Annotated in this window: 11 protein-coding genes and 1 tRNA gene; 10 read left to right on the top strand and 2 right to left on the bottom strand. The window is 37.0% G+C overall.

Annotation, left to right across the window (positions count from 1 at the left end; all coding sequences use genetic code 11):
* The first annotated feature begins 156 nt into the window (after positions 1–156).
* A complete protein-coding gene (locus N7548_RS00485; RefSeq protein WP_263607415.1) occupies positions 157–471 on the top strand; it encodes a DUF4234 domain-containing protein in 315 nt (104 codons plus the stop codon).
* 35 nt (positions 472–506) lie between these two features.
* Here N7548_RS00485 and N7548_RS00480 read toward each other — a convergent pair whose 3' ends face one another.
* Entirely contained in the window at positions 507–791 is a 285-nt protein-coding gene (locus tag N7548_RS00480) for a hypothetical protein (RefSeq protein ID WP_263607414.1), read from the bottom strand.
* A 165-nt stretch (positions 792–956) separates the two neighbouring features.
* Between N7548_RS00480 and N7548_RS00475 the strand changes: the two genes are divergently transcribed.
* The 6 genes from N7548_RS00475 (at position 957) to N7548_RS00450 (ending at position 10,718) form a co-directional block, all read left to right on the top strand.
* Positions 957–1,580, top strand: a complete 624-nt coding sequence (locus tag N7548_RS00475) for a Pr6Pr family membrane protein (RefSeq protein WP_263607413.1) — start codon at positions 957–959, stop codon at positions 1,578–1,580.
* 59 nt (positions 1,581–1,639) lie between these two features.
* Entirely contained in the window at positions 1,640–2,545 is a 906-nt protein-coding gene (locus N7548_RS00470; RefSeq protein WP_263607412.1) for a diacylglycerol/lipid kinase family protein, read from the top strand.
* 138 nt (positions 2,546–2,683) lie between these two features.
* Positions 2,684–6,067, top strand: a complete 3,384-nt coding sequence (locus tag N7548_RS00465) for an efflux RND transporter permease subunit (RefSeq protein ID WP_263607411.1) — start codon at positions 2,684–2,686, stop codon at positions 6,065–6,067.
* Positions 6,048–6,629, top strand: a complete 582-nt coding sequence (locus N7548_RS00460; RefSeq protein ID WP_263607410.1) for a TetR/AcrR family transcriptional regulator — start codon at positions 6,048–6,050, stop codon at positions 6,627–6,629. The genes N7548_RS00465 and N7548_RS00460 overlap by 20 nt, the downstream gene beginning before the upstream one ends.
* Positions 6,630–6,838: 209 nt before the next feature.
* Entirely contained in the window at positions 6,839–9,436 is a 2,598-nt protein-coding gene (gene adhE / locus N7548_RS00455; protein ID WP_263607409.1) for a bifunctional acetaldehyde-CoA/alcohol dehydrogenase, read from the top strand.
* A 184-nt stretch (positions 9,437–9,620) separates the two neighbouring features.
* Entirely contained in the window at positions 9,621–10,718 is a 1,098-nt protein-coding gene (locus N7548_RS00450; protein WP_263607408.1) for an RNA-guided endonuclease InsQ/TnpB family protein, read from the top strand.
* A gap of 107 nt (positions 10,719–10,825) precedes the next feature.
* Here N7548_RS00450 and N7548_RS00445 read toward each other — a convergent pair whose 3' ends face one another.
* On the bottom strand, positions 10,826–11,941 hold the full coding sequence (locus tag N7548_RS00445; RefSeq protein WP_263607407.1) for a GNAT family N-acetyltransferase: 1,116 nt from the start codon (positions 11,939–11,941) through the stop codon (positions 10,826–10,828).
* 84 nt (positions 11,942–12,025) lie between these two features.
* Here N7548_RS00445 and N7548_RS00440 point away from each other — a divergent pair.
* From N7548_RS00440 to N7548_RS00430, 3 genes are all read left to right on the top strand, one after another.
* Positions 12,026–12,101: transfer RNA gene (locus tag N7548_RS00440), tRNA-Thr, on the top strand.
* A gap of 333 nt (positions 12,102–12,434) precedes the next feature.
* Complete coding sequence (locus N7548_RS00435; protein ID WP_263607406.1) at positions 12,435–13,019, top strand: hypothetical protein; 585 nt, start codon at positions 12,435–12,437, stop codon at positions 13,017–13,019.
* A 645-nt stretch (positions 13,020–13,664) separates the two neighbouring features.
* Entirely contained in the window at positions 13,665–14,714 is a 1,050-nt protein-coding gene (locus N7548_RS00430) for a Fic family protein (RefSeq protein WP_263607405.1), read from the top strand.
* Positions 14,715–14,935 lie beyond the last annotated feature (221 nt).

Genomic DNA, 14,935 nt, shown 5'->3' with positions numbered 1-14,935 from the left:
TAATATTATAACAAATACAATTTTAATGGATAGATATCATAATCATCTTTTAAATGCACAAAATAATAAAAATAGAAATAGTATAATAAAACGCTTCCACTTGTGTTATCATATTTATAAAGATAAGCACTCTTTAAGAGTGGAAGGGAGAAAAAAATGAAACAAAGAAGTATTGGAATGATGATTTTGTTATTCTTATTCACCTTTGGTATCTATCCGATTTATTGGATTATCATGTTCCAAGTTGAACTTAAGAAACAAACTGGCGAAGGTTTTGGTGGGTTAGGACACTTCTTGATGTTAATCTTTACCTTTGGTATTTACGGTCTTTATTGGCAATACGCGGCTGGTAAGAGATTGGCTCAGCAAGGCGCTGAAGATATGTCTATCATCTATTTGATTTTAGCCATCGTCATCGGTGGATTCATCAACCCATTCTTGATGCAAAATCAAGCGAACAAACTAGCATAAATAATAAAGGACAGCGCGGCTGTCCTTTTTCTTTGTTATTTGATTTGTTCTGTGGGTTTCTTCAATGCTTTGATCAGTAAAGTGATTAATCCAACCACCAAACCAACAAAGAAGAAGAATAAGCCGAATAATACATACATCAAATCGTTCCACGAACCTGCGGGTTGTGGCATTTGTGATAACCAAATGAATACCAAGCCTAAAGCCAGTAAAATTAAGGTTGGGACGAACGCAAACTTCTGTTTGATGAATGAAAACGCAATACCTACCGCAATCGCGAGTAGTCCAAATCCTGCTATGTAGGGAATAAATGGTACCATATATACGCTCCTTTTTAATCATCTTACTTGAAACTTAGTGTTTTGTCAAATAAACACATTTCCCCTATATAAAGCCTAAAATGGGATATCTTTTGAAAATCAAAACAATTGAAATCATTGTCCATGTTTTATACAATGATGTTATGTGAGTAAGGAAGTGTCATCATGATCACAAACACAAAAGCATCTTTTATCTACAAATCAATCTATTTGGTCATTGGATTCATTGGTTTATTTCTAGCAACCGAGATTTATACAGGCACTTTCAATGATGGTTTCTTTGTTTACTATACGAATCTTTCAAATTTAGTTGCGTTTAGCTTAATGGCGTATTTGTGGTTTATAGAGTACCAAATACTTAAGGGCAAACCTAATACATTCAAATACCCATCCGTAAGATTCGTCATTACCATCATGATTTTAGTTACTTTGATCATCTATAATACATTGTTAGGTAATATACTTGATCCTACCTATTGGCGAGTTAGAAATGTGATTATGCATTTGTTTGGTCCGATGATGGTTGTAATAGACTTCTTGTTATTTAACCCAAAGAACAATCTTAAATGGCGTGTTATATTGGAAAGCTTAATACTCCCTTATCTATATGTCATCGTCACCTTAATCATTGGTTTATTCACCAACTCATACCCGTATTTCTTTTTAGATGTGAACAACATCGGCTATGGTGGGGTTTTAGGATGGGTGTTCATATTGACTCTAGGATTTTTAGTTTTAAGTTTGGCCTTAGTATCATACAACAAATTTTTATTGAAAAATAGAAAATAGTGTGATTTAGTTTCACATTATTTTTTTAGGTGTTACAATGAAAGTGAAGTGGTGATCATATGCGAGTTGGATTTATTTATAACCCAGAGAGTGGCAGTGGAAAAATTGAACGTAATTCGAAGTATATCGTCGACGCATTCACAGCCAAGGGTCATGTGATCGATATTTTAAAGACGAAAAAAACATTGGATGCGAAAAGATACGCCATTGAAAGCGACCATGATATGTTATTGGTTGCTGGTGGTGATGGTACATTGAATGAAGTCGTGAATGGCTTAATGACCAAAGAAAAACGACCAAAAATCGCTTATATCCCTACTGGAACTGTGAATGATGTGGCACACATGCTTGGCATTTCAATGAATGTAAAAAAAGCGGTGAAACTCATTCTTGAAACGGGTGAAGTCAAAAAGATGGACGTTTCTAAAATCAATGACACATACTTTACCTACGCTGCAGCCACAGGTCGTTTTACCAAAGCGAGCTATGATGTGAAGCGTAAAGATAAGAAACGTTTTGGTATACTGGCTTACATTGTCAGAGGTATTACAGATCTGTTATTTGATTATAAAATGCCTATGAAGATCACTTATGATGGTGGTGTACTAGAAAAAACCTTTACGTTATTATTATTCTTAAACGGGCCACGTGTGGGTGGTAGAAACCTATACTTGATGAAAAAATCCAAACTCAACGATGGTAAGATTGAAGCTCGCATTTTCGAACACAGACGCTTTTGGATGTTGATTAAAATATTGACATTCTTCGCGATTGGTGGCTTGGTGATGCGTGGGGGACACCGATTAACATCCTCTTTTTATGAGATAGAAGTTGAACACGATCAAGCCGATATCGATTGGAACACCGATGGCGAAAAAACAGAGAAAAACAGTGTTCGGATCGATGTCATTCAAGAAGCCATAGAGATTTATGTCTCGAAGAGAGCAGCCAAATACATTTTCTAAACCACCACCCGGTGGTTTTATTTTTCGTAAAATACACATATTCGTAAAAAGTGTGCAAAGTCATTGATTGTGTGTGCGTATGATGGTATACTTTGAAATACCGACCGACCGTTCGGTCGGCTTTGTGGAGGATTATACATGAGCGGATATAGTGTTAGAAAACCGATCACTGTGATCATGGGTGTACTCATCGTCATCGTGTTAGGGTTATTCTCAATAACCAGATTACCTTTAACCTTGTTTCCAGATATTGAGTTACCATTTGTCGTAACCATTACCGAGTATCAAGGGGCATCACCAGAAGAAGTGGAATCAGAGGTCTCGAAGAAAATCGAATCCACTGTCGCAACCATTTCAAACTTCTCAGAAGTGTCTTCGATGTCGAATGAACATTTCGCGATTTCCATCGTCACATTCGCCGATGGTGCGAACATGGATTCGGTTGTCATCGAACTACGTGAATTACTCAATAACATCCAATTTGTGGATGGGGTTGGTAACACGCGTATTTTAAGAATCAGTCCAGATATGTTACCGGTAATGACAGTGACACTATTCAGAGATTATGAAGAAACATTGACCGATGAAGAAATCTTGATTCGCAACACCGAATGGATTCAAAGGGATTTACTCATCGATTTACAAAGCATTCCGGGGGTCGCTGACGTATCGATTTCAGGACAAGCGGACGTTGTTTTACAAATCAATTTGGACAATAACAAATTAACTACCTATGGGTTAGACCACGCAGCTGTTTTACAAACCATTGAAGATCAAAACGAAGGTGGTTTGATTGGGGTTGCGTTAGACTCTGGCGAATTACGCATGCTATATTTAGGGAACAAAATTACCCAATTGGATGAAATCGCAGCGTTACCGATCTATTTTGATGGCGCTGAAGTGATTTATCTAAGTGATTTGATCGTCGATAATGGTATTAAATATATCAACGCGAATACCGATACCTATTCTAAGATTAATGGTACCCAAGGTATTCAAGTGTCATTCACCAAACAATCCAACTATGGTATTACTGAAGTCTCGAACGCGATTGCAGACCGTTTAGACGATGTCATGGCGCGTGAAGGTGAAGCCGCTCATTATGAGATATTGCTTGACCAAGGTGAATACATCACACAATCCATTGGGTCTGTACTCAATAACTTAATTGTGGGTGGTGTACTCGCGATTGTCATCCTATTCTTATTCTTACGAAACATCAAACCAACCATCATTGTTGGTTTAGCCATCCCAACGTCTGTCGTTGGTGCATTCATGTTGATGTACTTTACAGGTGTCACATTAAACCTCATTTCGATGGGTGGATTGGCACTCGGTATTGGGATGTTGGTTGATAACGCCGTCGTTGTCATCGAAAACATTTACCGTATGATTTCTGAAGGTAAATCCAAACGCGAAGCAGCCACACAAGGGGCGAAAGAAGTCGCTGGTGCGATTACCTCATCGACCATCACCACTGTCGCAGTATTCTTACCAATTGTCTTCATCGAAGGCATCATCGCTGACGTCTTTATTTCCATGGCGTTAACCATTGCTTACTCATTAGGCGCATCGCTCATCATCGCTTTAACACTCGTACCGATGATGGCGTCCCGCATGCTTGATGACCACAAACCTCAACACGATGGTAAGTGGATGGTATGGATGAAAAAGGCCTATGAAAACTCCGTTTTATTTACCCTCAAACATAAAATTACAACCTTGATCGTGGTCTTATTATTGTTGGTAAGTTCGGTATGGATTGTCGCTTCTAAAGGGTTCATTTTACTCCCTGAATCGGATGAAGGTGTCATCGATATTACCGTGCTAACAACCTCACAAACCACTTTCGAATCCAAAGCTGCATATACCGATTTATTGACTGAACGATTATTAGAAAATGGCGATGTTGAGACCGTTTCCGCTTCTATTGGTGGGGCTGGCGGTTTCGGTGGTTTCGCAGCGATGATGGGTGGCAGTTCAGATATCGAACTCTCCATCAATTTAAAAGATAATCGTGCAAAATCAACCAAAGAAAACGAAGCCATCATTAAATCACTGTTGGCTGAATTTGATTATTCCAGCTTAACTGGATTTGATGCCAATAACATCATTGAAACCAGCATTTCCGCACAAAATTCTACAGGGGCTTTGGGTGGTGCATCCGGTATTTCGATCAAAGTATCGGGTTATGATTTACAAACCTTAGAAGCGATTGCGAATGATATCACTGCGATATTAGAAGGGACCCCTGGTGTTGTTAAACCAGACAACGGCGTTTCTCAAGGCGCAGACAATGTTAAAATCACCATCAACAAAGACAACGCGATGGTCTATGGTTTAACCGCTGCCGATGTGAATGCCAATATTGCCTATTTATACCAAGGTTTGGGTGGCTTAGGTGAAACCCAAACATTGACCCTAACCATTGAAGGTGTTACCTACGATATCTCGTTACCAAATGACGCAGTCTCGGGTGGCTTGACCTTTGATCTATTTGGTGATTATCTCAACTTCTTATCAGGCATCATGTTATTTAGCGATGAAAACCGTGCGATGATTGATCGATATACCGCACAAACCGGTGAAGGTATCTATACCATTGACCCAAGTGCTTTAGCAACTGGTGGTTACCTCAAGTTCATCATCAACCCATTCTTAAGAGTGGTCGGTGGTGAGATTGTATTCAATCCTGACCTCATGAGCGCAGACCCAATGTTATTGAGTAGAGCGGTATCTCCACTCTATGTGGATAACGCAAACTCTGTCGCATCCATTGATTACATTACCGGGTTTACGACCATTAACACGGATGGTTCTAACCGTTATGTCACGGTGACAGCAGAAATCGAAGATGGTAAGAACGTTACTTTGGTTTCACAAGAAGCGACCAGAAAAGTAAACGACTACCTAGATTCCAATGACTTTACACAATACGGTAATGGTTATTATGTATCGTTTGAAGGGGAATCCGAAGAGATCCTTCAAGCGGTTAATGACTTAGTCCTAGCAGCGTTGGTTGCGATATTATTGGTATACATGGTCATGGCTATTCAGTTCCAATCCCTTGTTTACCCATTCATCATTCTATTCACCATCCCACTCGCATTCACTGGTGGTATGTTGGCCTTATTGATTACGAATTCTTATTTAAGCTTAGTTTCAATCATGGGTCTAGTTATTCTGGTAGGTATCGTTGTTAATAACGGTATCGTATTGGTGGATTACATTAACCAATTGCGAAATGAAGGTATGACCATCAAAGACGCGATTGTCTTGGCAGGTAAAACCCGTTTAAGACCGATCTTTATGACATCCTTAACCACGATTTTAGGTTTAGCTGCTTTAGCATTAGGCTTTGGTGAAGGGTCTGAACTATTACAACCGATGGCCATCACGACCATTGGTGGCTTGATTTACTCAACCATCTTAACCTTGGTGGTTGTTCCGACCATCTATGCGTTATTAAATCGTAAGCATATGAAAAAAGAGGCGTTATCCAATGTCGCAGACGAAAGATAAAATCATCCAAGTCTTGGTTGAACACATCAAACAAGGGAATAACCTAAATGATATTTCCTTGTCTAAAGTGGCACAAGAAGCAGAGATTGGTAAGAGTACGGTGTATGAACATTTCAAAAACAAAGAAGAAATGATTTCTAGTACCTATGCTTACCTATTGAATAAGTACCACGGTATTTTATTAGAAGATATGCCTATGACCACCTTTAAAGCATCCTTTATTGCTCAAATCAAACGCATTTTATGCGTCATGAGCGATGCGAAAAGTGTCATGGACGCGATCATGAATACGCAACTAGAAGGCATACCATCGCTCAATATTGAACATCAAAAACTGATGGAAAATATCCAAGAACAAATGAACATCCGTTTTACAAACATCATGGCTTTGGGCATTCAATCCAAAGAGATTGTGGTTCAAACAGCGAATCCATACGCAAAACATGTTATTCAAGCCCTCATCTCAGGTATTCTTTTACAATACGTAAAAGGTGAGATGGAAATCGACGATGATGGGGTATGTGAACTTGTCTATGCACAGGTTATAAAAGCACTATCTTAATGAAAATAGACACCAATGATTTTATATAAATCAGGTGTCTTTTTTTGTTAAAACATCTAAATAAAGCGATTATCTGGTTTTAATATTAGTGAAAGTGTTATGAAAACATTTTCAAATTCGACGAAAACGTTTACCAGTTTAGAAAGATTGCTTTCGTGAAAATGATTTGAGAGAATAAGGGTAAAGAACACGAAAGGAAATTGAATATTGTGGAAAAAGACATTCAAAACACACAGTCACCTGTGGGTAGTCTTGTCCTAAACGCTCAAGAAGCGCTTGAGGCTTTTTATACATACACTCAAGAGCAAATTGACCACATCATTGCGAAAGTATCGGTTGCTGCATTAGAAGCACATGGTAAGCTCGCTATGATGGCTGTTCAAGAAACAAAACGAGGCGTTTTTGAAGACAAAGCTACGAAGAATTTATTTGCAGTAGAGTATGTAGTGAATCACATCCGTCATCTAAAGACAGTTGGCGTGATTAGTGAAGATGAGGTCAGCGGTATTACCCAAATTGCTGACCCTGTGGGGGTTATATGCGGTATTGTACCAGTAACCAATCCAACCTCCACGACCATCTTTAAAAGTATTATCGCTTTAAAAACAAGAAACCCGATCATTTTTGCTTTTCATCCAAGTGCACAACAATGCTCTGCAGAAGCAGCACGCATTGTCAAAGAAGCAGCGATTGCTGCAGGTGCACCTAAACATGCCATTCAATGGATTGAAAACCCATCGATGGAAAATACGTTAGAACTCATGAAACATGAAGGCACCAGTCTCATTCTCGCTACAGGCGGTAACGCTATGGTGAAAACCGCTTATTCTTGTGGGAAACCTGCCCTTGGGGTTGGTGCCGGTAATGTGCCTGCGTACATCCACAAATCAGCCAATATCAAACAGGCTGTTAATGACATCGTGATGTCTAAAGCGTTTGATAACGGGATGGTTTGTGCCTCTGAACAAGGTTGTTTCATTGACCATGACATCTATCATGAAACCATCGAACGATTTAAACAATTCGGTACGCACTTTTTGACAGAAGCCGAAAAACTCAAACTGATGAAATTAGCATTTGGTGTAGAAAGCTATGAAGACTATGCCAAAGCGAAACTCAATCCAAATATCGTTGGACAATCCGCTTTATGGTTGGCCAAAGAGGTTGGTATTGAGGTCCCAGCCAACACGGTTATTTTAGGTGTTCACTGTCAAGAAGTTGGACCAAAAGAACCATTCAGCAGGGAAAAACTCTCTCCTATCCTTGCCTTCTATGAGGTGATGGATGATGTGGATGGCATCGATAAAGCCAAGAAAATGGTTGAATTCGATGGACTCGGACACAGCGCATGTATTCATGCCAATGATAACAGCGTTGTGAAACGATTTGGTACCGTCACCAAAGCCATCCGCATCATTCACAATTCACCTACGACCTTTGGAGGGATTGGTCAAGTATACAATCAATTTATTCCTTCTTTAACATTGGGCTGTGGGTCCTATGGTAGAAACAGCGTTGGTGATAATGTCAGCGCGAATCATTTACTCAACATTAAGAAGATTGGACGAAGAAAAAACAATATGCAATGGTTTAAGATTCCATCGAAGATCTATTTTGAAAGGGACGCGATCGAGTATCTAAGACAGATGCATGATGTGTCCAAAGTATTCATTGTTACCGACCGTGTGATGGTCGATTTAGGGTATGTTCAAAAGGTTACTGACCAATTAAATCTAAGACGTAACAAAGTCCAAGTTCAACTCTTCTGTGATGTAGAACCAGATCCTTCGATTGATACCGTTCAAAAGGGGTATCAAATCATGAAGAGCTTTGAACCTGACACGATTATCGCGATTGGTGGCGGTTCTCCAATGGACGCGGCTAAAGCGATGTGGCTATTCTATGAACACCCAGAAGTGAACTTTAATGATTTAAAACAAAAATTTATGGACATCCGTAAGCGTGCGTTCAGATACCCAGAATTGGGTAAAAAGAGCAGTTTGGTCTGTATCCCAACCACTTCAGGTACAGGTAGTGAAGTGACACCATTCGCGGTTATTACGGATAAAAAAGACAATAAAAAGTATCCTTTGGCGGACTATTCATTGACACCGACAGTCGCGATTGTTGACCCTGCTTTGGTACTGACACAACCTAAAACAGTTACTGCAGATACCGGTATGGACGTATTGACTCATGCCATTGAAGCCTACGTTTCTACTCTAGCGAATGACTATACCGACGCACTCGCGTTATCAGCGATTGAGATGGTATTCAAATATTTGAAACGTGCTTGGGACAATGGTCAAGATTTTGAAGCCAGAGAAAAAATGCACAATGCATCCACCATGGCTGGTATGGCATTTGGTAATGCTTTCTTGGGGATATCTCACTCCATGGCGCATAAGATTGGTGGATTATTCCATGTACCTCATGGTCGCTTAAATGCAATCTTATTACCTGAAGTCATTAGATACAACGGTCAAAAACCATCTAAGTTATCCACTTGGCCAAAATACAATTACTATCAAGCTGATGAGAAGTATCAAAAGATTGCGACCGTATTAGGGCTTAAAGCGAATACGCCAGCTGAGGGTGTAGAATCCCTCGCACAAGCTGTCTATGATTTAGGTGAAAGTATTGGAATTCAAATGAGTTTACGTGCACAAAAAGTCAACGAAAAGACATTCATGGCGAATGTTGAAGGTTTGGCCTATGCTGCCTATGAAGATCAATGTACACCTGCCAATCCAAGACTGGCACTTGTAGAAGATATGAAACAAATCATGATCAAAGTATTTCGATAAAAATAAAGGACATCCGTGAGGGTGTCCTTTTTCTTTAACAACACAATCAAGAAGTCCACACCCACTTTAGGTAGTGGGATGAATTGATTTGTTTTCACTTTTTATATACAAACACCCATAAATAACGTTATAATATAGTTGAATAATCACTATACATAAATACTATGAAATGGGGGTATCTCTGATGAACAAAGCCTTTAAGTTTAGAATCTATCCAACTCAAACTCAACAGACTTTGATTCATATGACCCTTGGCCATAATCGCTTTCTCTGGAACAAGATGTTAGAAGATAAGCAGAAACAGTATGAACTTGATAAAACCATGTTATACAATCGTCCTGCACAGTATAAAGATACTTATCCATTTCTAAAAGACATCGACTCTTTATCTCTAGCCAATACGCAACTCAATCTAGAAAAAGCTTTTAAACAATTCTTCAATCATAAACAAGACTTTCCTAAATTTCATTCTAAGAAACAAGACTACGGGTATACAACCAACCTTGTTAACAATAACATCGTTCTATTAAAGGGTTATATCAAACTACCTAAACTCGGTGAAGTGAAAATCAAACAACACAGAGCCATACCTAGTGATATGTCTTTGAAGAACGTAACTGTTTCTAAGAGTAGTACAGGTAAGTACTATGTCTCGATACTTTATGAATACCAGAAAGAGATTAAGAGACAAGAAATCAAAACATCGATTGGTCTAGATTTCTCGATGAATCATTTTTATGTGGATCATCAAGGATTCAAACTAGATTACCCAACCGATATTCAAACAGACTATAACAAACTAAGTATTCTTCAAAGAAGTCTATCTAGAAGAATCCAAGGTTCTAATAACTATCATAAAAAAGTATTAGAGATCGCTTTATTACATGAACGAATCAGACATAAAAGAGATGACTTTTTACAAAAATTATCTAACGCGATAACCAAGCGTTACGATTTGGTGAGTGTAGAAAGATTAAATCTCATAGAGATGTCTCAAACGAATCCTTATTACGCCAAACAGATTTCGAGGTTTGGATGGACTAGATTTGTTTCATTCTTAAAGTATAAGTTAGAAATACAAGGTAAGACCTTAATGGTGATGGATCAGTGGTATCCATCCTCAAAGACCTGTAGTACCTGTGGTGAGATTCATAGTGAACTCAAACTCAATAATCGAGTATTTGAGTGTAAGCAGTGTGAACTACACTTAGATAGAGATCACAACGCAGCGATCAATATCAATAAAGAGGGATTAAGACAGTACAAATTAGCTTTTCAGTAATAAGACACATTAAGAACCGTAGGGACTACGGGGATAGCCTATTGAGTCACTGGCGGGTACGCCGGTATGGATAGGAAGCCCCCACTTCTAGTTAAGTGGTGGGTAGTTCACATGGCTTTTTTATAACAACGTCTACGCTTGTGATTGATATAATCAAAGTCTTTCCACTGGGCTTGTATCGCGATGTTATTTTCAAGTTCTGGTCCAGTTTCAGCGAATTGAATGTTTCGTTTCATGGCTTTTTGAATACCATCATTTAACATGAGGGCTGGTAAGCCTTTACCATGATGTTTAGGGTCTACGGCGATGAAATACAAGTCTACAACATCATGTTTCTTTAATGCTTTTAAGATTCTAAAAATACCAAATGGGAATAAATGACCGTTGCTCTTTTTATTGGCCATCGCTAATGATGGCATCATCAATCCGAATCCAGCCACCTGATCTTCATTATCCAATACGAACCATAGATAATCCAGTTTAACGATGGTAATCATTTGCTTGATGTAATAATCCATGACTTTATCACTAATTGGGTGAAAGCCATAAAGTTCATTGAAAGCTATGTTATACATTTTAAATGCAGGATAGATGTACTTAAAGACTTCTTTCTTTTTCTTACAAACAACCAATTTAAAACCATATCGACGTTGGGTGATATCTGCAACCTTACTGATCTTTTCCGGAATGGAGGTCATCATAATACGTTTTTCTATCCAGTCGACATCTTTCACAAATCCCAATTGTTCTAAGTGCTCACTATAATATTTAGGGTTCCATATGGTGATGAACATGTTTAAGTACTCAAAACCATCTACCAACATACCCATACGGTCCAAATCGGTAAATCCAATGGGTCCAATCAACGTATCCATCCCTTTGGATTTATTCCACTCAGTCACCGCAGCCATTAAGGCTTTGGTCACTTCAATATCATCAATCATATCAATTCTAGAGAAACGACCAATTTTGGTTTGTTTAGCCTCATTCCATTGATGGTTAATGATACCGGCCACACGACCCACAATTTGATTGTCTTTATAGGCTAAAAAACACTGTGAATCACAATATTCGTGGGCAGGGTTTTTCTTTTTATCGAAGACATGCATTTCATCGATGGATAAGGCTGGTACGAAACTGGGTTCATTTTTAAAGAGTTTATTTGGAAATTCTGTGAATCGCTTTAAGTCTCTTTTGTTCTGTACTGGTTTAATCGTAATCATAGGGTTACCTCGCACGCAATTACCCTTATTTTAGCACAAATCAAATTGCTTGATTCTTTTTTTTGTGTTATCATAATGGCGCGTGCCGAAATAGCTCAGTCGGTAGAGCAGCTGTCTCGTAATCAGCAGGTCGTAGGTTCGATTCCTATTTTCGGCACCATAATTAAGATAATTCATTTTTGAGATAGATCATTGATGTTCAATGGTCTTTTATATTTATGGTCAAGAAGAGTGATGATTATTTGATACAATAGGTAAAAATATAAATCATGAACATCTAAGGTCAAAAGAGGTGATTTGTGTTTTGACGGGACACTTGAAATTTCTTGTAAACACTTCATCGAAATCAGCACAAACAATTTTATGCTTTTCTATCAATTTTATGAGTATTAATTCGTTTTTCACTTTCACCAAAAATTTTTACACTATGAAATACGAGTTAATAAATATGTTATACTGAACTAAATTAGTTTATATATTTGGGGGTGTCAAGATGATTCATGAGATTATTTTCAATGCTGTTGCTTCAATAATTTTGATTTATGTTCTCTTTTCGCTATTATCACTTTTATTCAATACGATTTTGGCATATAAGCACAGGAAATTGTTACAAGAACTAAATAGTGAGGAACGTGCTGAAGAGATAAAAAAGATCAAAAAAAATCAAAGTAAACGTATTTCTTGGTTAATCAGCAATCGACTTATATTCAGTTATTTCACTTTGGGGGATTATAAAAAAACAGTCATTGAATCACAAGATATTAAAAATGAACCATTAACGCAAAAACCTGGTGTCGATAGCATTATTTTCTCGATATTTATCTTAATCTTCACTTTACTAGTTATAGGCTCTAGTTTTAAAACAGATTTAGTAATGATGCAAATACTAACAAATACCACAAGACTTATAAGCATCGTCATAGGCTTATTCTTGATTTTTCGAAACTTACAAATAAACTATTTACAGTTTAAACAAAAAAATAAGTTAATAGCCTTGCTTGCCTTGCTTTTTAATGTCTTGTCTATATGCTATTTTGGCTTTGTTTCATTTTATGCAATAATTGAAATAGTAGGTTAAAATTAAATATTTGGTTTAGTTACCATAAAGTGGACGCAATAACTAAAAATTATTCAATTAATTTAAATCACCTGATAATATCTAGTGATTTTTGTAATTACAGAAGTTATTTTTGGTGGCTTTGTTAAGCCGTAAATAGTGATGAATATATGTATAAAATTCGATCCCCTTTTCGGCATCATTATTTACATTAATTAAATTTAGGTCATTGATATTCGATGGCCTTTTGTTTTTAATAACATGCAAGCACACTCATATTAATATAAACTATAAGAGTTGCAAGCCATGAATTTCTAGGGTAAAAAGAGATAAGTTGAATTTATATGTCGCCCAAGGATATCAACAGAATCTACCGTATAAATGCTTAGTCAAATTTAGCATTGGAAATAACAACTTCCAACGATTGTGTCTACATAGTTGACTTAAAAGTATCACCACCTTAAGTAGGATAAAATACTTTTTATTCAATGTTTAACCATCTCTGAATGCCGGTTAATGGAATATAAGTTTTATATACATTATAACAATTCATAACGTGACTAAAACATGACGAAATCTATCCTCGTAACCTTGACGCGACTAGTTTTGTATGATATGATGACTACGAGGATAAAAATTAAGATTTACTAGTCACGAGGTGATATTGTGAATAAACTCCCCTTTAACATAAATTTGAATGAAGTAGACATATTGAAAGAACTCAATACTGCAAATCATCACATAGGCGAATTAAAAGGCATACTTAAACTACTTCCAAATCCTGGAATTGTTTTGAGTTTAATCAATTTAAGTGAATCGAAAGACTCATCAGCTATAGAAAATATCATTACAACCTATGATGAAATATTTAAAGAGATTGTTTCAAAGATACCTATTGGAGGAAAACCAAAAGAAGTAATCAATTATAAGCATGCTATCGCTCATGGTTTATTGGTTATGAGACAAAAAGGGTTTATCAGCACAAATATACTTGTAGAAATTCAAAATGTCATTGAGCCGAATAAAGGTGGCATAAGAAAACTGCCTGGAACAGTAATCATTAACGATAAAACCAATGAAGTCGTACACACACCTCCACAAAATGAAATTGAGATTCGTGAACTCATGCATAATCTTGAATTATTCATCAATCAGAATAATGATTATGACCCACTGATTCAAATGGCTCTCATCCACTTTCAATTTGAGAGTATTCATCCGTTTTATGATGGTAATGGTAGGACAGGTAGAATTTTGAATATCTTGTATTTAGTGTTAAAGGAAAAACTATCTGAACCTATACTCTATTTAAGTAAGTACATCATGGAAAATAAAGCCCAATATTATGCTCTTTTGAAAAAATGCAATGAAAATATAGATAACATTAAGGATTTTGTTCTATACATTTTAAAAGGTATTTCTGAAACTTCCATCAATACGATCAATCTTATATTAAGAATCAACCAATCCATAGAGTTAACAAAAGAAATGATGAAAAAACGATTGCCAGATATTTATCGTTATGAGATAGTCGAGCATTTGTTTTCTTACATGTATACCAAAAATGAGTTCTTCAGAGAAAACTTGAATATCTCTAGAGCAACTGCAACAAAATATTTAAAGTTGCTTGAAAAAGAAGGTTTCATTGTTTCTGAGCAATTAGGAAAAGAAGTTATCTATAAAAATGTGCAATTGCTTAACCTCATTAAGGAATAAAATCATGAACATGTCAAAGAAGAAAATGGGTTATGGTGTATTTTGAAAAGCGTCTCTATCTTTTAAAATACATCGTCATTAGTGATAAAAATTAAGCTTGAAAGTAATATGATTTGAGCCTTATATAGATTACCACAAAGTAAGAATAAGAAATTATCAATCAATGTGTCAACTTTTTTGATATAAAAGCATCAATATTAGAAAGGTGACATGCCGCTCGG

It is taken from the genome of Paracholeplasma manati (genome assembly GCF_025742995.1).
Taxonomy (GTDB): Bacteria; Bacillota_I; Bacilli_A; order Acholeplasmatales; family UBA5453; genus Paracholeplasma; species Paracholeplasma manati.
This window is presented reverse-complemented; position numbering and strand designations above follow the sequence as displayed.